Below are 18,858 nucleotides of genomic sequence, written 5' to 3' on the forward strand. Positions count from 1 at the left end.
GTGTGCTCAGGTTGGTGCTGTCTCTGGTCCTGCTCGACCCAACCGCCGTCGCCGAGGTGTCGCAACGCAACGTCCCCGTACCGCGCATCCTGACCCCCGACGGCGATCGCCTGGGCTACGCGCCGGTCCCGCGCCCCTACACGGGGGCGCGGCGCCTGACCGGGGTCCTGCTCGGCCGCGATCCCCTGACGCGGACGAACGTGCTGTGCGGGGGCACGGTGATCGGCTCGCGCAGCCGCAGCCTGGTGGTCACCGCGGCGCACTGCCTGTACCAGCACGGCCGCTCGCTCCAGCAAGTGACCTTCCTGCCCGGCTACGACCTGGGGCAGCCGAAGCTGGGGGTCTGGCCGGCCGTGCGCGTGTGGGTGCCCGCCAAGTGGCGCACCGAGCCTTACTCGGCGAGCCTGCTGCCGTACGACGTCGGCCTGGTCGGCGTGGCACGCCGCGAGCGCCCGCTGGAGGCCGTCACCGGCAAGGGCCTGCGGCCGATGCCCACCAGCAGGGGCACGAAGCTGCGCGGGCTCGAGCTGCTCGGCTATCCGGCGGGCAAGGGCTATCCGGGCTCGAAGATGTACCGGTGCGTGGGTGACGCGACCGAGGGCCTCTCCGAGGGGCCCGGGCTGATGATCACGCGTAACTGCCACGCCGCCGCCGGCGGGAGCGGCGGTCCCGCCCTGTACGGCGACGCGCTGGCGGGCGTCGTGTCCTCCTCCAGCCCGATGACCGACACGCAGGGCTACACCGTGCTGACCCGGCTGGGCGGCCCCGTGTTCGGGCGGATGCTGGCCAAGGCCGACAAGGAGATGCTCAAGCTGCCCGGCTGACGATCTCCTCGCAGAGCGCGTGGGTGACCAGGGCGTCGTCGGCGGCGATCCGGCGGCCCTCGCGCAAGGCGGCGAGGAAGTCGAGGCAGATCTGCTCGATGCCGCGCTGCCTGGCCACCGGCACCCAGTCGGGGCGCCGGGCGAGCGTCTCGCCGCCCCGGTAGTCGATGACGTCGCCGAGGTTGACCACCCGGCGCTTGGCGCCGTCGCCCATGGCCTCGCAGGTCTCCTCGCTCGCCCCGCCCGCCCGGTTCATGACGCCGATGGCGGTGAAGCCGTCGCCCGTCAGCTCCAGGACGACGTGCTCGAGGAGGCCGTCCTTGACGCGGGTCCTGCTCCTGGTGCCGGTCACCGGGCCGGGGGCGAGGAACCTGAGGGTGTCCACCACGTGGATGAAGTCGTCGAAGATCACCCGGCGCGGCTCGCCGGGCTGCTTGTCGCGGTTCTTCTCCATGAGGACGAGGTGACGGGGATGGGCGGCGAGCCCGACGTATCCGGGCGCGTACCGGCGGTTGAAGCCGACCATCAGTGACCTCCCCTCGGTCTCCGCGAGCCGTACGAGCCGCTCCGACTCCTGGAGCGTGTAGGCGATCGGCTTGTCGACGTAGACGTGGATCCCGGCTTTGAGCAGGGGCTCCACGATCTGCGGGTGCGCCTCGGTGGCCGCGTGCACGAACGCCGCGTCGGCCCCCGCCTTGATCACCTCGTCCACGCTGGTGGACCGCCCGGCGATCCGGTAGGTCTCGCCGAGCCGGTCCAGGCGGGCCTGGTTGCGCGTGCACAGGTGCAGGTCGAGGGCGGGCTGGGCGGCGAGGACGGGAAGGTAGGCCTTCTCCGCGATGTCACCCAGGCCGATCAAGGCTATCTTCACGCGTCGAGCGTAGCCTTGAGCGCCACTTCGATCGGCGTAGGCGCGTCGCCGAACGTGCTCTGGAAGGCCGAGGAGTCGAGCACGAACGGCGCCGTGAACTGGTACCTGACATGTCTGAGCTCCCCGATCATCGGAGAGAACAGGCCGGCCATCCTGACCAGCGGCCACGGGAGCTGCGCGAACTTGGGCGCGGGCCGCCCGAGCAGCGCGGCCATCCGCTCCCCCATCTGGCGGAAGCTCAGCGGGTCGCCGGTGGGCACGTGCCACGGCCGGCCCCAGGCCCGCTCGTCCCCGCCGGCCACGATCAGCGCGTCCGCCACGTCGGGCAGGTAGGTCCAGCTGTGCGGCATGTCCGGGGGATAGAGCAGCTGGATGGTCTTGCCCGCCATGAGCGGCACGAGGAACCGGTCGCCCAGGTAGGACTGGTCGCTGGCGCCCGGGCCGAAGAAGTCGGAGCCGCGCACCTCCGTCGCCCTGATCCGGCCCGCCTCGTGCGCCGCCAGCGCGTCCCGCCACATCCTCGCCCGCACCCGGAACTTGGGGTTGGCGGAGGCGAGGGGCAGGTCCTCGGTCATGGGGCCGGTGACGGGCCCGTACGGGTAGAGGTTGCCGAGCATCACGTACACGGCGCCGCTCGTCTCGGCGGCGGCCAGGAACGACTCGGCCATCGGCGGCCAGTCGGTGAGCCAGCGGTGGTACTTGGGGTTGACGCAGTTGTAGAGGACGTCGGCCCCCTTGGCGGCCTCGGTCAGCCGGGCCCGGTCGGAGATGTCGGCGGCCACCTTGACCGCCCCATCGGGACCGCCGCCCGAGCGGGTCACGACGACGACCTCGTGTCCCTGCGCGAGAAGCCTGCTCGCCACATGTGTGCCGACCTGGCCGGAGCCCACCACGACGTGCTTACCCATGATCAGACCTGCTTCCAGACGATGCGGAGTACCGCGTTGACGACGAACACAGCGAAGAAGACGACAGCGGGGGTCACCAGGCCGGAGGCGTAGAGAGCGGCGGCGCCGCCGCCGAACCAGAGGATCTCCAGCGCGGCGCGGGCCAGGCCGGTGAGGGGGAACGTGGCGTTGGCGCCCCCGCCCGCCCCGAACAGCGCCCAGGCGGCGATGAACAGCGCCGGGGCGCCGATCCCGGCCAGCAGCTTGATCCACCAGGCGGCGCTCAGGGTGAAGCCCCAGTAACCCACGGAGGCCAGCACGCCAAGCTCCAGGAAGAACATCAGGGTGGCGTTGGCGCCTTTGACCATGCCGAGCATTTTCGGTCCTCCATGAACTGCCGTTCGCTTACGAGAGCAATGCTCTCTCAAAAGAGCAGCAATCGTCAAGAGCAGTGCTCTCGTTTTTTTCCACCGCTCTGATAGCCTGCTCTCATGACCGCCAGCCGTACCGCCAGAGAACGCGTCAGGGCCGAGCTCACCAAGGAGATCACCGACATAGCGCGCCGCCAGCTCGCCACCGAGGGCGCCGGCGGCCTGTCACTGCGGGCCGTCGCCCGGGAGATGGGCATGGTCTCCTCGGCCATCTACCGCTATTTCCCGAGCCGTGACGACCTGCTGACCGCGTTGATCATCGACGGATACAACGCGCTCGGGGAGACCGTGGAGCGCGCCGACGCCGAGTGCCCGCAGGACGACTACCCGCGCCGGTGGATGACGGTCTGCCACGCCGTACGCGACTGGGCGGTGGCGCACCCGCACGAGTACGCGCTGCTCTACGGCTCCCCCGTGCCCGGCTACCAGGCGCCGCAGGAAACGGTCGCGGCCCGGGTGCGCGACGTCACCGTGCTGGGCCGGATCGTCTCCGGCGCCTGGGCCGCGGGCGCGATCCAGGCGCCTCCCGGCGAGGCCCCGCGCGAGCTGGCGCCGGAGGCGGAGAGGATCCGCGGGCTCATGCCCGGCGTGCCCGACGACGTGCTCTGGCGCTGCCTCGCCGCGTGGACCGCGCTGTACGGGTGGGTCAACTTCGAGGTGTTCGGCCAGTTCAACAACACGATCGAGAACAGGCGCGCGGCGTTCGAGCACTCGATGCGGCTGGCGGGTTCGGCGATCGGGCTCGCGAGCGCGTGAGCGGCAGCGCTCAGCTCGGCTTGAACAGCGGCACCAGCACCTCGTCCACGATCGCGACGACGAGCTCGTCGGGGACGGGGGAGCCCTCGAAGAGGAAGTGGTGGCGCAGCAGCGCGTGACCGGCGTCGAGGCGGCGGGGGGTGACGGTCTCGGGGGCGACCTCGCCGCGCTCGACGGCCCGGCCGACGACCTCCTCCATCAGCCTCCTGGCGGTGCTCTGGGAGTCCTTGCGCAGGGCGCGCAGCGCGGACCCGCTGCTCAGCGCCTCGCCGAGCAGCCCGCGCATGGCCTCGCCCGCCGGGCCCGACAGCGCCTTGGCCGTGATCCCGAGCATGGTCACCAGGTCGTCGCGCAGGTTGCCCGTGTCGGGCGCGGCCCCGGGGATGGGCAGCGAGTGGCGGACCGCGTCCATCACCAGCTCGATGCGGGTGGGCCAGCGCCGGTAGAGCGACGCCTTGCTGGCCTTGGCCCGCTCGGCGACGCGCTCCATGGTCAGCCCGGCGTAGCCGGCCTCGGCCAGCTCGTCGAGCGTCGCCTGGAAGATCGCCGCGTTCAGCGCCTCGCCCCGGCGCCGCGGGAGCTTGCGGTGGTCGGTCACCATGGCATCTTAGATAGCCCGGGTGACGCGACCGGTGTCGCCGTTCACGGTCACCGACTGGCCGTCCGCCAGCACGGAGGTGGCCCTGCCGGTGCCCATGACGGCCGGGATGCCGTACTCCCTGGCCACGATCGCGGCGTGCGAGGCCGCGCCGCCGGCGTCCACGACCACGGCCGAGGCCAGCTGGAACAGCGGCGTCCACGACGGGTTCGTGTACGGGCAGACGAGCACGTCGCCGCTCTCCAGCCTGGCGAACTCGGCCGGCTCCCTGATCACCTTCACCGGCCCGGTCGTCACGCCGCCGCTGGCCGGCGCGCCGGTGACCAGCGCGTCCCCCGTCTCCCGGACCGGGAAGACGGCCGCGGGGTCGATCAGCCGCACGCCCGCCAGCTCCTCCCGCCTGGCCGCCCGCGCCCTGACCGCCTCGCGCAGCCGTTCCCGGTCCGCGCCCGCCTGCGCGGTCACGTCGCGGATGGCCTCGAGCTCCGGCAGCCGCAGGTGGAAGACGTCCTCCGGCCGGTCGAGCACGCCCTGCCCGCACAGGCGGCGGCCGATCTCCAGGAGCGACCTGCGCAGGACGGGCTGCGGCATCATGAAGAAGAAGTGGCTGTCCTCGCGGAAGGCGACGCCCGCGCGGGCGGCCTCCACCCACCGCCGCATCCGGGCGCGGCCTCCGGCTCTCAGCCACGGGTGGCGGAGCAGGCGGGCGAGGGGGTCGTCGCCGTCCTTTCGCGCGGGCGGCCCGGCGGCCAGCACCTTGATCAGGTCGATGACGGTCCCGGGGGCGTCGGACCAGGTGGGCGTGGTGACGAGGATCGGGCTCGAGGTCTCGCGGTGGCCGTACTCGGCCAGGAACGCCCGCAGCGCCTCCTCGAACTCGGCCGGCCTCGGCCCCCCGGCCAGCGCGCCCGTGCGCCCGGCCAGCTCGGCCAGCCGTTCCAGCGCCTGGTTGGCGTCGGTGGTGCGGGTACGCGCCCCGTGCAGCAGGTCGCCGAAGAGCCTGCCGCGCCCGAGCAGCTTGACCGCCACCAGCAGCCGCAGCAGCGCCAGCCCGGTGCCGGGCAGGTAGTCCGTGCGCAGGTCGGCCACCGGGCCCACCAGGTCCAGGGCCTGCCTGGGCACGCGGACGAGCTCCGCCCATGACAGCTCCGCCAGGTCGCGGGCGGCCAGCTCCCTGACCCTCGCGAGGTAGGCGCGGAAGCGCGGGTCCTCGGTCCAGCGGGCGGGGTCGAACCTCCTGGCCCTGGCCAGCAGGCTGAACGGGACAACCGGCAGCTTCCGGGTGGGGCGCGGCTTCTGCGGGACGAGCCGGTAGACGACGCCGTCCTCCTCCCGCAGGAACCCCTCGAACACGCCGGCCAGGCCGAAGCTGGCCGCCACCCTGCCCATCAGCCCGACCGGGCCGTACGGGATCCAGGTCGTCATGTCGATCGGATAGGGCCGTTCCGGGAGATACTCCATCAGAACGGTGGCGATGCGGCGCTGGATCGGGTTGAGCCTCCCGATCGGGGGCGGCGGCAGCGCGGTCATGGGGCGGGCCTGCAGCAGGTGGACGCGACCGCCCGCGTACGCCCACTCGATGTCCTGGGGCCGCCCGAAGTGCGCGGCGACCTCCCTCCCCAGCCTGGCCAGCTCCCCGAGCGCCGCGTCGGGCAGGCGCTCCTGGGCGGCCGAGCCCGTCTCGCGCGTCACGCCCCCGCCCGCCGCGCCCCTGATGACGACCTCGCGCCGCCCCGGCGTGAAGGCCGTGCCGCCGTCGGAGATCACGTAGTGGTCGGGCGTGACCAGGCCGGACACGACGGCCTCGCCGAGCCCGCTGCTGGCGTCGACGACGAGCTGGGAGCGGTCGCCGGTGACCGGGTTCGCGGTGAACATGACGCCCGCCAGGTCCGCCTCCACCATGCTCTGCACCACGACCGCGATCCGCACCTCGGAGTCGTCGATGCCGAGCCGGGCGCGGTAGGCGACGGCGCGGTCGGTCCAGAGGGAGCCCCAGCAGCGGCGTACGGCGTCGAGCACGGCCCGCTCGCCCACGACGTTCAGGTACGTGTCCTGCTGGCCGGCGAACGCGGCCCCCGGCAGGTCCTCGGCGGTGGCGCTCGAGCGCACGGCCACGGGCCCGCCACCGAGGGCGGCGTACGCGCCCGTGACGGCCTCCCGCAGCTCGTCGGGCAGCTCGACCTGCTCGAAGTACGCCCGCGTGCCGTGCCCCTGGGCGATCACGTCGTAGGCGTGGGTGGTGACGACGAAGCCACGCGGCACGGGGAAGCCGTTCCTGACGAGCTCGCCCAGATTGGCGCCCTTACCCCCGGCCATGGCCAGGTCGCCCCGGCCGAAGGCGTCCAGCGGTGCGACGAGTTTCACGATCTCTCCTCGGCGTAGGCGGTGGTGCGGAGCGGACGCGCCGGCAGCGCCAGCGCGAGGAAGAACGCCACGGCCAGCAGCGGCGCCATGGCCGCGAAAACCGGCGGCACGGCCGCGGCGAAGGCGTCCCGCATGCTGTCGGGGACGTCGGAGGGGTTCGTGGCGGAGATCCCGGACCTCAGCGTGATCAACGCGCCCACCAGCGCGACCCCGGTGGACGCGCCGATCTGGCGCAGGAAGGTCACCGACGAGGTGGCGGTGCCCAGGTCGGCGTACTCCACGGCGTTCTGGGCGGCCAGCACCATGGTCTGCATGACGAGCCCGACCCCCAGCCCGGTCACCAGCATCGCGCCGGCCAGCGCCAGCGGGTCGCGGCCCGCCAGGCCGATCAGCCCGAGCCCGGCGGCGGCCACGGCCGTGCCGGCGATCGGGTACGGCTTGTACCTCCCGGTCCGCGTGATCAGCCGCCCGGACACGACGGTCGTGGCGAGCACGCCCGCCATCAGCGCCGTCACCAGCAGCCCCGCCCAGGTCGCGCTGGAGCGCAGCGCGATCTGCAGGTAGGCCGGCATATAGGTGATCGTCCCGAACAACGCGAACCCGATGAGCAGGCTGATCGACACCGGCACCGCGAACGCCCGGTCGCGGAACAGCCGCAGCGGCAGGATCGGGTCCTTGGCGAAGCGCGCGCTGACCAGCCACGCCAGCGTCCCGGCGGCCGCCACGCCGAGATAGGCGAGGTTCCTGGTCTGCCCCAGCAGGACCACCCCGACCACGGCGACGGCCAGCGTGAGGGCCCCGGCGACGTCGAGCGGCGGCCGGTCCGCTTCCCCGCGCGGCCTCGGCAGCCGCAGGGTGGCGCTCAGCACGACCAGCGCCAGCACTCCCAGGGGCGGGTAGATCGCGAAGATCCACCGCCAGCTCAGCCGGTCGACGAAGAACCCACCGATCAGCGGCCCGCCCACGGCGGCCACCACGTACATGGCCCCGATGAGCCCGAGGTAGCGGCCCCGCTCGCGCGGGCTCACCACCTCGCCGATGATCGCCTGCGCCCCGATCATCAGCCCGCCGCCGCCCAGGCCCTGCACGGCGCGAAAGGCGATGAACTGCGGCATCGAGGTGGCCATGGCGCAGAGCACGGCCCCGGTCACGAACACGACGATGGCGACCTGCATGGTGGGCTTGCGGCCGTACCGGTCGCCGAGCTTGCCGTAGACGGGCATGACCACGGTGGCGGCGGCGAGGTAGGCGCTGACGACGGCGGGCATCTGGTCCAGCCCGCCCAGGCTGCCCGCCACGGCCGGCAGCGCGGGCGCCATGATCGTCTGATCGAGCGCGCCCAGCAACATCGCCAGCATCAGACCGGACAGCACGACGCCCATGACGTCTCTCCTTAGAGAACGAGTCGTTCTCTAAGGAGCATAGAATTCATTTCGAAGAAACGCAACGTTCACTAATCGGGCCTCAGCGGATGCCGCGCGTCCGGAGCGCGCAGACCAGCGCGGCGACGCTCAGGAAGGAGACGGCCAGCAGGTAGTACGCCGGCGACACCTGCGAGCCGGTCCCCGAGACCAGCGCGGTGGCGATGGCGGGGGTGAACCCGCCGAAGGCCGCGACCGCCGCGTTGTAGCTGAACGACAGGCCGGTCGCGCGGGCCTGCACCGGGAACGCGTCGGCCATCACCGACGGCAGCGCGCCGAAGTAGGCCGCCTTCAGCAGGCCGAGGATCGTCATGCAGAGCGTCAGCGTCAGGAACGACGGCGACGCGGTGAGCCAGAGGAACAGCGGGACGACGCTCCCGCCGATCAGCACCGCGGCCGGAATCATGATCTTCAGCCGCCCGAACCGGTCGGCCAGCAGGCCGACGAACGGGGTCGCGACGGTCAGGGTGACCCCGGTGATGAGCAGCGCGACGAACGACAGCGAATCGTTCAGGCCCAGCTCTTCGATCCCGAAGGTCGGCATGTACTGCAGGATGAAGTTCAGCGCGGTCGAGATGACCAGCGCGCCGCCGGCGATCAACAGGCCGCCCCAATGGTCGCGGAAGACCGACCGGATCGGCGAGGGGCGCTTCCCCGTCGCCTCCGGCGTGACCGCCGGCGACTCCAGGACGTAGCGGCGGATGTAGAGGCCGACCGGCAGGACCAGCAGGCCGAACACGAACGGCACCCGCCAGCCCCAGGCCGCCATCTGCTCCTTGGACAGCACGGCGGTCAGGCCGGCGGCGAACCCGGAGGACAGCAGCGTCGCGAGCCCCTGGCTGGCGAACTGGAAACTGCCGAGGAAGCCCTTGCGTCTGTCGTCCTGCTCGACCAGGAACGAGGTGGCGGCCCCGAACTCGCCGCCGGCCGCGAATCCCTGGATCAGCCGCGCGACCACGATCCCCACCGGCGCGAGGAGCCCGAGCGTCGCGTAGCCGGGCATGACCACGATCAGCAAGGTGCCGAGGGCCATCAGCCAGATCGTCAGCACCAGCGCCTTCTTGCGCCCGTGCCGGTCGGCGTAGGCGCCGATGACCAGCCCGCCGAGCGGACGGATCAGGTACGTCACGCCGAACACCGCATACGCCTGCACCAGCTGGACGCCAGGGGCGCCGGCGGGGAAGAACACCTGTCCGATGTAGGCCGCCATCAGCGCGTACACGGCGAGGTCGAACCACTCGAGCGCGTTGCCGATGGTCGCCGCCGCGATCGCGCGGCCGGCGGAGCCACGCGTCGCGGGCTGGGTCGAGTCTGTGGAGGCGACGGCCATCGAAGGTCCTTCCGGTGGGGGCTGACGTCGTCAGACCGGGCGGGGGGCGGGGAGAGGGTGGTCGGCCGACGGGTTGCCGAGGGCGTGGAACAGCGCGGCGGCCAGCACGAGGCCCTCGCGGGCGATCCCGGCGAGCAGGTGCTCGTCGGGCGCGTGCTGGAGGCAGCCCGGGTACGAGTGCGGCAGCCACAGGGTCGGCAGGCCGAGGACGTCGGTGAAGACGAAATTGGGCAGGGAGCCGCCGATGTTCGGCAGCAGGGCGACGGGCTTGCCGGTCACCTGTTCCAGCGATCCCCTGGCCCAGCGCACCCACGGATCGTCGAGTGCCGTACGGCTGGCCGGGAAGTGGCCGAGGACGCTGACGCCGACCATCCGGTAGCCCTGGGCGGCGAGATGCTCGGCGACGGCCTGCTCCACGCCGCTCACGTCCGTCCCGGCCACGTACCGCAGCTGCAGGATCGCGCGGGCCCGGCCGGGGATCGCGTTGACGGGGTTGCCGAGGTCGGCCGACCCCATCGCCAGGACCTCCAGGGTGTTCCAGCCGTACAGCCGCTCGGCGGCGGTCAGGCCGGTGTCGCCCCAGCCCTCGTCTGGCGCCGGGTCGCCGGGGCTGTTCGCGACGGTGACGCCGGCCAGCGCCTCGCGGACCGCCTCCGGGAGCTCCGGCGGCAGCAGGGCGGGCACCCGGATGCGCCCGTGCCCGTCGACGCAGCTCGCGATCGCGCCCGCGAGGGTGGTGGCGGGGTTGCGCAGGACGCCGCCCCAGTTGCCGGAGTGATAGGTGTTGGGGCGCAGATCGACCTCGAGCTGGAGGTCGACGCCGCCGCGTGACCCGAGGAACAGCGTGGGCGTCGCCGCGTCCAGGCGCGGTCCGTCCGAGGCGATCAGGACGTCCGCCCGCAACTCCTCGCGGTGCGCCGCGGCGAACTCGGCCAGCCCAGGCGAGCCGATCTCCTCGCCGGACTCGAACAGGAAGATCAGGTTGAACCCGAGCCTCCCCTGCCGGGCGAGCAGCAGGCGCAGCGCCGCGAGGTTGATCAGGTGCTGCCCCTTGTTGTCGGCCGATCCGCGGCCGTACCAGCGCTCGCCGTCGGCGGTCAGCGTCCAGGGGTCACGGCCCTCACTCCACCGGCCGGCGTGGCCGTCCACCACGTCGGCGTGGCCGTAGCAGAGGAGCGTCGGCAGCGAGGGGGACTCGACCCGGGTGCCGACCAGGAACGGACCCCCGTCGGGGCGGGGGTTGGGGTGCTCGGTCACGGAGCATCCCAGGCCGGTCAGCGCGGGCGTCAGAACGTCGTCGAGGTATGCCTTGACGGCAACGCTGCTCCCTGGCCTGGTGCTCTCGGTGGGATAGGAGACCATCGCGGCGAGGTCGGTGAAGAACGCGCCGGAATCGACGTACTCCTCCGCCTGTTCGATGAGGTCTGCTGGGATCACGAGAGGTTCCTCCGGGGATCGCGGGCACCGTGCTGGTCAGCAGCGTAGGGCGGTTCATGGGCTGGGGCCATTGCCGTTTGCCGCAACGAGCGTTCTACTATTGGCAAACCTGTGCCCGAAGCATGACCAGGAGGTCCCCGATGCAACTCCTGCCTGTGGGACTCTCGTACTTCCTCGAGGTCGCCCGGACGGGGTCGGTGACCGAGGCGGCCCGTACGCTGACGGTCGCGCCTTCGGCCATCAGCAGGCAGATCGCCAAGCTGGAGTCCGGGTGCGGGGTGCCCCTGTTCGTCCGGCATCCGCGGGGGATGGCGCTGACCGAGGCCGGGTCTCGGCTCCTCGCCCACGTCCGCCGCAGCGAAGCCGAGGCGTCCGCCCTGGTGAACGAGTTGCGGACCGGGCGCGGAGCCGATGTCCGCAACGTCACGGTGGCCTGTTCGGAGGGGTTCGGACGGCGGATGGTCCCGCGGGCGATGGCGGCCTTCCGGCGCGACCACCCCGACGTGACGTTCCAGCTCGACGTCGTCCCCCGGCAGGAGGCCACCCGCCGGGTGATCGAGGGGATCGCCGACGTCGCCGTCACCTATGCGATGGGGCCGCAGCACGATGTGCGGGTGGAGTGCGCCGTCGTGATCCCGGTGGTCGCGATCGTCCCGCTCGGGCACGAGCTCGCCGGACGCGATCAGGTCGGGCTGGCGGAGCTGTGCGAGCACCCGCTGGCCCTGGCCTCCTCCGGGACCAGCCAGCGCGAGCTCTTCGACATCGGCACGCAGATCGAGGGGCTGGCGGTCCGCCCGGTGCTGGTCTGCGACGGGCTCGGCCCGCTGCACGAGTTCGTCCGCTGCGGGGGTGGCATCGCGCTCGTGGGAGACCTCGGCGACCTGCACCGGGAGGCCTCTGCCGAAGGGGTCGCCTACGTACGGCTGGACCACCCGGTGTTCCGCCAGCGGGAGGCCCAGGTGCAGACCGCCCTGGGCCGCCGGCTGCCCTGGTCGGTGACGCAGTTCGCCGGGCTGCTGGTCTCACTGCTCAGCCCGCCGCCCAGGTGACGGACAGCCCCTTGGACGGCCGGGCCGAGTGAAGCGGGCGGGTGCGGTCAGCGCGAGGCGCGGTTGACCGCGGAGATGATGGCCTTGAGCGAGGCCGTCGTGGTGTTGGCGTCGACGCCGACGCCCCACAGCACCTGGCCGTCGACCTCGCACTCCAGGTAGGAGGCGGCCTTGGCGTCGGAGCCGGCGCTCATCGCGTGCTCCACGTAGTCGAGCACGCGCACCTGGATGCCGACCCCCGCCAGGGCGTCGGTGAAGGCCGAGATCGGGCCGTTGCCCGTGCCCGCGATCTCGCGGATCTCCCCGTCGATCCGGACGTCGGCGCCGATGCGGTCCTTGTCGTCCACCGTGGACTCGTGGCGGTGGGCCATCAGGCTGAGGCGGCCCCAGCGGTTGGCCGGGTTGGGCAGGTATTCGTCGCGGAAGATCTCGTACATCGCGGTGGGGCTGATCTCGCCGCCCTCGCTGTCGGTGCGGGCCTGCACCACCTTGGAGAACTCGATCTGCAGCCGGCGCGGCAGGTCGAGCTGGTGGTCGGCCTTCATGATGTAGGCGACGCCGCCCTTGCCCGACTGGCTGTTGACGCGGATGACGGCCTCGTAGGAGCGGCCGATGTCCTTGGGGTCGATCGGCAGGTACGGCACCGCCCAGGTGAACTGGTCGACCGGCACGCCCGCCGCGGCCGCGTCGCGCTCGAGGTGCTCGAAGCCCTTCTTGATGGCGTCCTGGTGGGAGCCGGAGAAGGCGGTGTAGACCAGCTCGCCGCCCCACGGGTGGCGCGGGTGCACGGGCAGCTGGTTGCAGTATTCGGTGATGCGACGGATCTCGTCGATGTCACTGAAGTCGATCTCGGGGTCGACGCCCTGGGAGAACAGGTTCATGCCCAGGGTGACCAGGCAGACGTTGCCGGTGCGCTCGCCGTTGCCGAACAGGCAGCCCTCGATGCGGTCGGCGCCCGCCATGTAGCCCAGCTCGGCGGCGGCCACGGCGCTGCCGCGGTCGTTGTGCGGGTGCAGCGACAGGACGATCGAGTCGCGGTGCTTGAGGTTGCGGTGCATCCACTCGATCTGGTCGGCGTAGATGTTGGGGGTGGCCATCTCGACCGTGGCCGGCAGGTTGACGATGACCTTGCGGTCGGGGGTGGGCTGCCACACGTCGTTGACGGCGTCGCACACCTCGACGGCGTATTCGAGCTCGGTGCCGGTGAACGACTCGGGAGAGTACTGGAAGTAGACGTCGACGTCGCTCGCGTCGGCGAGCTTCTTGACCAGCTTGGCGCCCTCGACGGCGATGGCGGTGATGCCGTCCTTGTCCAGGCCGAACACGACGCGGCGCTGGAGGGTGGAGGTCGAGTTGTACAGGTGGACGATGGCCTGCTTGGCGCCCTCGATCGCCTCGAAGGTGCGCTCGATCAGCTCCGGCCTGGCCTGGGTCAGCACCTGGATGACCACGTCCTCGGGGATGCGGTCCTCTTCGATGATCTGGCGGATGAAGTCGAAGTCGGTCTGCGAGGCGGCCGGGAAGCCGACCTCGATCTCCTTGTAGCCCATGCGTACCAGCAGCTCGAACATCTGCAGCTTGCGATGGGAGTCCATCGGGTCGATCAGGGCCTGGTTGCCGTCCCGCAGGTCCACCGCGCACCAGCGGGGCGCCTTGGTGATGACCTTGTCGGGCCAGGTGCGGTCGGTCAGGCGGATGGGCTCGAACGCCTGATAACGATGGATCGGCATGGGGCTGGGCTGCTGAGTGCTCATGTCTGCTGGCTCCTCGTCGGTCGAAAGAAAGCGGCCGACGCGCATGACGGGCTCCGCGGCGAGGGAGCCGGCCTCAGTGGCCCCCGCCGCGGCAGCTAAGAAGCAGTCCGCGCAGCATGCCATGCACGTTACCAGACGTCTCGCGATGCACTGCCCCGGATCTCAGATCCTGAGAAGGCGGCGAGTCTTCGTCAGTCCGGGACGAGGACAAGGCGGCGACTCTTCGTCAGTCCGGGACGAGGACGCTGAGACAGGTCACGCATCCTTCCAGCCGCTCGAACTCCGAAATATCTACCTTCGTCACGATAAATCCGCGTTTTTCGAGCATTGCGGCGGTCTGGGGCGCCGAGGCGGCCATCAGCACGTGGTCCCCGCCCAGCAGCACCACGTGCGCCCCCGACTCCTCCGGCGGCGCGAGCAGCCCCGGCAGGTCCACGTGGCGCGGGTCACCGATGAGCGTCCCGTCGGGCAGCGCGGTCACCGCCGACTTCAGGTGCAGCACGCCGGTCATGTCCACGGGCACGACCTCGCGCTCCGGCAGCAGGCCCGTGAGCTGCGCGATCCCCTCGTCGTTGGTGCGCGCCGACCTCCCGACGTACACGGTGGGCCCGACCTGCAGCACGTCGCCCCCGTCGAGCGTGCCGGGCGGCACGATCCTGACCGCCTTGATCCCCAGCTCCCGCACGGCCGCGGCCACCGACTCCACCTCGGGCCGCCGCTCCGGCGCCCCCGGCCAGGTCAGTACGGCGAGCCGCCCCGACACCACCACCGCGTCCTCCACGAACGGCGCGTCGGGCAACTCGTCGGCATCGGGCGCGTACGTCACCCGCCACCCTGCGGCGGCCAGCGCGCCCACGTAGGCGTCGTGCTGGTGGCGCGCCCGTTCCGGGTCCACCGGCTCACGTTGGATATGGGTGACGATGCCCTCGGCGATCCGGGGGCCGGGTTTCCTGACGAGCGCAAGGCCGGGCATGGCCGTGTTCTATCACGCACCACCACCCCCTCCGCTCCACACCCCACCCCCTCCCCAAACCCTCGGCCCCACCCACTCCACCGCCGCCGCCCCGCTCCACCGCGCCACCCAGCACCCCACCGAACCGCTCCCGCGCCCAGCGCGCCGCCGGCACCCCAGCGCTGCGCCACCGGACCTCCGCCCCCCGCGCTCCCACCAACGATCCCCCGCCACCGCACCCCAACCAACGGACCGCCGCCACCGCACCCTGCCGCCACCGCACCTCCGCCGCGACCCTCGCCGCCGGACCTCCCCCGCACCCCCGACCAACGGGCTCCCGCCACCGCACCTCGGCCCGACCCTCCCCGCCGCCACCGCACCTCCGCCGCCGGACTTCCGCCATCGGAGGTGTGCCCCCTCCCCCTGAGGACCTCAGCCGAAGTGCGGCGGGGGACGGGCCCCGGGGCGGAGGGTGGTGACGGTGACTAGAGTTCAGGCATGCGGGACGACGAAATTCTCACCAGGATCAGTGCTCTGGTAGACGAGGAGCACGAGCTGCGCAACAGGCTGACCCAAGGCGAGGTGACCACGGACGAGGAGCAGGAGCGCATCAACCAGCTGGAGACGGCGCTCGACCAGTGCTGGGACCTGCTCAGGCAGCGCCGGGCCAGGCGGAGCGCGGGCGAGGACCCCGACAACGCCGCCGCCCGCCCCGCCAACGAGGTGGAGAACTACCGCCAGTAAATTCGCTCGCCCCGGCCGTCGTCCGTGCGATTTGCTGGGCACATGTGGATCCAGCCCATCGACCTCGACCGGCCGGGCGACCTGGTCACGGGCCTGCACGGGGCGTACACGGCGGCCTACTTCGACGATCCGGGCCCTCTGATGTCGCTCGCCCACTTCCGCCACGACATCGCCAGGCACTCGCCGGGCGACCGGGCCGAGCTGTGGGCCGTCGTCGAGGACGGTGAGGTCGTCGGCGGCTACGGCCTGTCGCTCTCCCAGCTCGACAACACGCACATGGGCTGGCTCTTCCCCCTCGTCGTGCGCCCCGAGCGGCGCGGCCGGGGGCTGGGCTCGGCGCTGTTCGAGCACGCGCTGGAGAGGCTGCGCCACCACGGCCGAACCCTGCTGCTCACGGAGACGCCGACCACCGGCGTGGGCGCCCGCTTCGCGCTCGCCCACGGCATGACGGTCGCGGTCGCCGAGGCCCGCCGCGTGCTGGATCTCCGCAAGGCCGACTGGGATGCCCTGGAACGCATGCTTCCCACCGTCGAGGGCTACCGTCTCGAACGCTGGACCGGCCCGGCCGACCCTGCCCTGATCCCCGACCTCTCGACCCTGATGAACGGCATGAACGACGCCCCGCGCGACGCCGGCATCGAGGACTTCGACTTCAGCACCGGCCGCATCCGCGACCGCGAGGACGGCATCGAGGACCGCGGCCTCACCAGCTATTCGATGATCGCCCGCCGCGACTCAGACGGGGCCCCGGCCGGATACACGCGCGTCTACCTCGTCGCCGACCGCTCCAACGGCTGGGGGCGCCAGGCGGACACGACCGTGCTCGCCGGGCACCGGGGCCACCGCCTGGGGCTCCTGCTCAAGCTCAGCAACCTGCTCTGGCTCCGCGAGCACGAGCCCCACCTGGAGCGGATCATCACCTGGAACGCCACGTCCAACGCCCACATGCTGGCCATCAACGAGGCCATGGGTTTCGAGCTCCTCGACGAATGGAACGAGTGGCGACTGGAGCTGTAGGCCGTTCGGACACGGGAGGCTAACCTGACCCTTTATGACCTTGGAGGCGTTGAGGGACGGGGATCCGCGCCAGGTGGGGCCGTACACGCTCCTGGTTCGGCTGGGCGAGGGCGGCATGGGCGTCGTCTACCTGGGCCAGGCACCGGACGGCACGCGGGTGGCGGTCAAGCTCATCCATGCCAGGATGGACGCGCACGCGGACTTCAGGCGCCGCTTCGCCCGCGAGGTGGCCGCCGCCAAGCGGGTCGCCCGCTTCTGCACCGCCCCCGTCCTCGACGCCGATGTCGAGGGGGACGTGGCGTACCTGGTCACCGAGTACGTCGAGGGCCCCAGCCTGGGGGACGCCGTCCGCGAGTCGGGGCCGCTGAAGGGCTCGGCGCTGGACGGCCTGGCCGCCGCGATGGCCATGGCCCTGCGCGCCATCCACGGGGCGGGGGTGGTGCACCGCGATCTCAAGCCGTCGAACGTGCTGCTCTCCCAGGTGGGGCCCAAGGTCATCGACTTCGGCATCGCGCAGCTCATGGACGCGGAGGTGAGCAGCGCGATCGTGGGGACGCCGTCGTACATGTCGCCCGAACAGGTGTCGGGCTCCACCATCGGCCCGGCCTCGGACATCTTCTCGTGGGGTTGCACGGTCGCCTACGCCGCAAGCGGCAAACCGCCGTTCGGCTCGGGCTCCGTCCCCACGATCCTCCTGCGCATCCTCAACGAGGCCCCGGAGCTGGACGGCCTCTCGGGCCCGCTGCGCGACCTGGTGCTCGCCTCGCTGACGAAGAACCCGCGCGAACGCCCGACGGCCCAGGACCTGATGGACCGCCTGAGCACGGCGGACCCTGGCGTGGCCGCAGGCGGCACTCCGCTGCCGAGGCCCGGCACGGGGACGGACGCGGGCACCCCCGCGGCGCCGACGGGCGGCACGGACCCGACCGGCCACCCAGCGCACGGCACAACCGATCACCCAGCTCACGGCACAACCGGCCACCCAGCTCACGGCACGACCGGTCCCCCGGCGCGCGCCGACGTGACGACCGCGCCGTCTGACGGCCCGCGACCGCCCGGCGCCGCGATGGCGCCGTCCGGCAGCCTCTCACCCCGCAGCCCCGAGGCGGCGGGCAACCGGAGGAGGGTGGTCGCCGCGGCGGCGGCCGTCGCCGTGGCCGTGGGAGGCGCGTCCGTGGCCGTCGCCTGGCGCATCCTGGGCACCTCGTCGAGCGCCCGCACCCCCGCCCTGACGACCACGGCCCAAGCCACCCACCCGAACACGCAGGCCAAGCCCCAGAACCCGCTCAGAGCCCCAGGCAAGATCACGTTCTACTCCCCGCCGGAGCCGGCCGCCGGCCGCCAGGCCGAGGAGTGGAAGAAGGACCGCCCTCAGGACGCCGCGCTCATGAGCAAGCTGGCCGCCGTCCCCCACGCCGTCCGCCTCAACGAGCCCGAGGTCAGGCAGAAGGTCGACGACACCGTCACCGGGGCCCGGCAGGAAGGCGGAGTCCCGGTGTTCCTGATCAACTCCCTGCCGGGCAGCGAGTGCCGCCCGGCGACCGCCGCCGAACTGGCGGCGTACCAGGAATGGATCAAGGGCATAGCGAGCACGATAGGCCAGGCCAAGGCGGCGGTGATCCTCGAACCGGGCGCCACGGTCAAGGTCCCCGGCGTCAAGGAATGCGACCCGCAGGGCTCGGTGGAGCAGCGCTACAAGGACCTAAGCCAGGCCGTCCAGACCCTCAAGGCCAACCCGAACACGGCCGTCTACCTCGACGGCAGCCAGGACCTCTACCCGGGCACCGCGCTCATGGCCGAGCGGCTGATCAGGGCGGGCATCGACCGGGCGGACGGCTTCTTCCTCAACACGGCGGCCTTCCAGCCCACGGAGAAGAGCGTCGCGTACGGCAAGGCGCTGTCGGCCTGCATCAGCGTCCAGCGGGCCACGGGCGCCAAGGACTGCCCCACGGACGCGAAGGTCGACCCGGCGACGATGCCCCACTTCGTGGTCGACACCGCCAGGAACGGCCAGGGCTCGTGGCGCCCGACGAAGAAGTACCCCGACCCGCAGACGTGGTGCAACCCGCCGGGCCGGGGCGCCGGTTACCGGCCCACGACCGACACGGGTGAGGAACTGGTGGACGCCTACCTGTGGATCGCGCGGGCGGGCTCGTCCGGCGGCCGGTGCAGGCGAGGGGAGGGCGGGGAGAAGGACCCCGAGCGCGGCGTCGTGTCCCCGGAGGCCGGTCTGTGGTGGCCGGATCTGGCGCTGGAGAGGGCGAAGAAGGCCAACCCGCCATTGTGATGGGCCGGAACGGGCCCGAGATTGCGCCCATGTTAAGCGGACGTTAGATCTCGGCCGCCTGCCCTTGTCCGAACATCCTTCTGCGGAGAGGCTCTGGCCTGCACCTACTCCCCCCAGGCTCCACCACAGGAGGTCT

Annotated in this window: 16 protein-coding genes; 6 read left to right on the forward strand and 10 right to left on the reverse strand. The window is 72.0% G+C overall.

The features are described 5' to 3' along the window. Positions 1–2 precede the first annotated feature (2 nt). Positions 3–824, forward strand: a complete 822-nt coding sequence (locus ACFKCF_RS00335) for a trypsin-like serine peptidase (RefSeq protein WP_394489344.1) — start codon at positions 3–5, stop codon at positions 822–824. Here the strand turns inward: ACFKCF_RS00335 and ACFKCF_RS00340 are convergent. The 3 genes from ACFKCF_RS00340 to ACFKCF_RS00350 are packed head-to-tail and all read right to left on the reverse strand — an operon-like array spanning position 808 to position 2,959. Next, positions 808–1,695: a Gfo/Idh/MocA family protein gene (locus ACFKCF_RS00340; RefSeq protein ID WP_394489346.1), complete on the reverse strand. Its 888-nt coding sequence runs from the start codon at positions 1,693–1,695 to the stop codon at positions 808–810. The two genes, ACFKCF_RS00335 and ACFKCF_RS00340, sit on opposite strands and share 17 nt — an antisense overlap. After that, on the reverse strand, positions 1,692–2,603 hold the full coding sequence (locus tag ACFKCF_RS00345; RefSeq protein ID WP_394489349.1) for an NAD-dependent epimerase/dehydratase family protein: 912 nt from the start codon (positions 2,601–2,603) through the stop codon (positions 1,692–1,694). The genes ACFKCF_RS00340 and ACFKCF_RS00345 overlap by 4 nt, the downstream gene beginning before the upstream one ends. Before the next feature lie 2 nt (positions 2,604–2,605). After that, complete coding sequence (locus ACFKCF_RS00350; RefSeq protein WP_394489351.1) at positions 2,606–2,959, reverse strand: YrdB family protein; 354 nt, start codon at positions 2,957–2,959, stop codon at positions 2,606–2,608. Positions 2,960–3,073: 114 nt separating this feature from the next. Between ACFKCF_RS00350 and ACFKCF_RS00355 the strand changes: the two genes are divergently transcribed. Next, entirely contained in the window at positions 3,074–3,769 is a 696-nt protein-coding gene (locus ACFKCF_RS00355; RefSeq protein ID WP_394489354.1) for a TetR/AcrR family transcriptional regulator, read from the forward strand. Positions 3,770–3,779: 10 nt separating this feature from the next. Here the strand turns inward: ACFKCF_RS00355 and ACFKCF_RS00360 are convergent, their stop codons facing one another. From ACFKCF_RS00360 to ACFKCF_RS00380, 5 genes are all read right to left on the reverse strand, one after another. Continuing rightward, complete coding sequence (locus ACFKCF_RS00360) at positions 3,780–4,370, reverse strand: TetR/AcrR family transcriptional regulator (protein ID WP_394489357.1); 591 nt, start codon at positions 4,368–4,370, stop codon at positions 3,780–3,782. Positions 4,371–4,376: 6 nt separating this feature from the next. Then, positions 4,377–6,731 (reverse strand): PEP/pyruvate-binding domain-containing protein, encoded by a 2,355-nt coding sequence (locus tag ACFKCF_RS00365; RefSeq protein WP_394489359.1) that lies wholly within the window; start codon positions 6,729–6,731, stop codon positions 4,377–4,379. After that, entirely contained in the window at positions 6,728–8,113 is a 1,386-nt protein-coding gene (locus ACFKCF_RS00370; protein WP_394489361.1) for an MDR family MFS transporter, read from the reverse strand. Before ACFKCF_RS00370 ends, ACFKCF_RS00365 begins: the two co-directional genes overlap by 4 nt. A gap of 82 nt (positions 8,114–8,195) precedes the next feature. After that, positions 8,196–9,482 carry an MFS transporter gene (locus tag ACFKCF_RS00375; protein WP_394489363.1) on the reverse strand — a complete coding sequence of 429 codons (1,287 nt, stop codon included), beginning with the start codon at positions 9,480–9,482 and terminating at the stop codon, positions 8,196–8,198. Positions 9,483–9,512: 30 nt separating this feature from the next. Next, entirely contained in the window at positions 9,513–10,919 is a 1,407-nt protein-coding gene (locus ACFKCF_RS00380) for a M20 family metallopeptidase (RefSeq protein WP_394489365.1), read from the reverse strand. 140 nt (positions 10,920–11,059) lie between these two features. Between ACFKCF_RS00380 and ACFKCF_RS00385 the strand changes: the two genes are divergently transcribed. Further along, positions 11,060–11,968, forward strand: a complete 909-nt coding sequence (locus ACFKCF_RS00385; RefSeq protein ID WP_394489367.1) for a LysR family transcriptional regulator — start codon at positions 11,060–11,062, stop codon at positions 11,966–11,968. A gap of 47 nt (positions 11,969–12,015) precedes the next feature. On the opposite strand, the gene leuA is transcribed toward ACFKCF_RS00385, so the two are convergent. Beyond that, on the reverse strand, positions 12,016–13,722 hold the full coding sequence (leuA, locus tag ACFKCF_RS00390) for a 2-isopropylmalate synthase (protein WP_394489369.1): 1,707 nt from the start codon (positions 13,720–13,722) through the stop codon (positions 12,016–12,018). 226 nt (positions 13,723–13,948) lie between these two features. Continuing rightward, positions 13,949–14,695, reverse strand: a complete 747-nt coding sequence (ddaH, locus tag ACFKCF_RS00395) for a dimethylargininase (RefSeq protein WP_394489371.1) — start codon at positions 14,693–14,695, stop codon at positions 13,949–13,951. 477 nt (positions 14,696–15,172) lie between these two features. On the opposite strand from ddaH, the gene ACFKCF_RS00400 reads away from it, so the two are divergent. Genes ACFKCF_RS00400 through ACFKCF_RS00410 form a run of 3 tightly spaced genes read left to right on the forward strand, consistent with a single transcriptional unit; the run spans position 15,173 to position 18,722 of the window. Continuing rightward, on the forward strand, positions 15,173–15,418 hold the full coding sequence (locus tag ACFKCF_RS00400; protein ID WP_394489373.1) for a DUF2630 family protein: 246 nt from the start codon (positions 15,173–15,175) through the stop codon (positions 15,416–15,418). A 42-nt stretch (positions 15,419–15,460) separates the two neighbouring features. Then, on the forward strand, positions 15,461–16,435 hold the full coding sequence (locus ACFKCF_RS00405) for a GNAT family N-acetyltransferase (protein ID WP_394489375.1): 975 nt from the start codon (positions 15,461–15,463) through the stop codon (positions 16,433–16,435). A gap of 34 nt (positions 16,436–16,469) precedes the next feature. After that, entirely contained in the window at positions 16,470–18,722 is a 2,253-nt protein-coding gene (locus ACFKCF_RS00410; RefSeq protein WP_394489377.1) for a glycoside hydrolase family 6 protein, read from the forward strand. Positions 18,723–18,858: the final 136 nt, after the last annotated feature.

Source organism: Nonomuraea sp. JJY05 (assembly GCF_043496855.1).
Taxonomy (GTDB): domain Bacteria; phylum Actinomycetota; class Actinomycetes; order Streptosporangiales; family Streptosporangiaceae; genus Nonomuraea.

Bases quoted from the DNA above. Each gene is read 5' to 3' on its own strand.
- ACFKCF_RS00345 (WP_394489349.1), bottom strand. From the start codon at position 2,603: ATGGGTAAGCACGTCGTGGTGGGCTCCGGCCAGGTCGGCACACATGTG.
- ACFKCF_RS00350 (WP_394489351.1), bottom strand. From the start codon at position 2,959: ATGCTCGGCATGGTCAAAGGCGCCAACGCCACCCTGATGTTCTTCCTG.
- ACFKCF_RS00355 (WP_394489354.1), top strand. From the start codon at position 3,074: ATGACCGCCAGCCGTACCGCCAGAGAACGCGTCAGGGCCGAGCTCACC.
- ACFKCF_RS00360 (WP_394489357.1), bottom strand. From the start codon at position 4,370: ATGGTGACCGACCACCGCAAGCTCCCGCGGCGCCGGGGCGAGGCGCTG.
- ACFKCF_RS00370 (WP_394489361.1), bottom strand. From the start codon at position 8,113: ATGGGCGTCGTGCTGTCCGGTCTGATGCTGGCGATGTTGCTGGGCGCG.
- ACFKCF_RS00375 (WP_394489363.1), bottom strand. From the start codon at position 9,482: ATGGCCGTCGCCTCCACAGACTCGACCCAGCCCGCGACGCGTGGCTCC.
- ACFKCF_RS00385 (WP_394489367.1), top strand. From the start codon at position 11,060: ATGCAACTCCTGCCTGTGGGACTCTCGTACTTCCTCGAGGTCGCCCGG.
- leuA (WP_394489369.1), bottom strand. From the start codon at position 13,722: ATGAGCACTCAGCAGCCCAGCCCCATGCCGATCCATCGTTATCAGGCG.
- ddaH (WP_394489371.1), bottom strand. From the start codon at position 14,695: ATGCCCGGCCTTGCGCTCGTCAGGAAACCCGGCCCCCGGATCGCCGAG.
- ACFKCF_RS00400 (WP_394489373.1), top strand. From the start codon at position 15,173: ATGCGGGACGACGAAATTCTCACCAGGATCAGTGCTCTGGTAGACGAG.
- ACFKCF_RS00405 (WP_394489375.1), top strand. From the start codon at position 15,461: ATGTGGATCCAGCCCATCGACCTCGACCGGCCGGGCGACCTGGTCACG.
- ACFKCF_RS00410 (WP_394489377.1), top strand. From the start codon at position 16,470: ATGACCTTGGAGGCGTTGAGGGACGGGGATCCGCGCCAGGTGGGGCCG.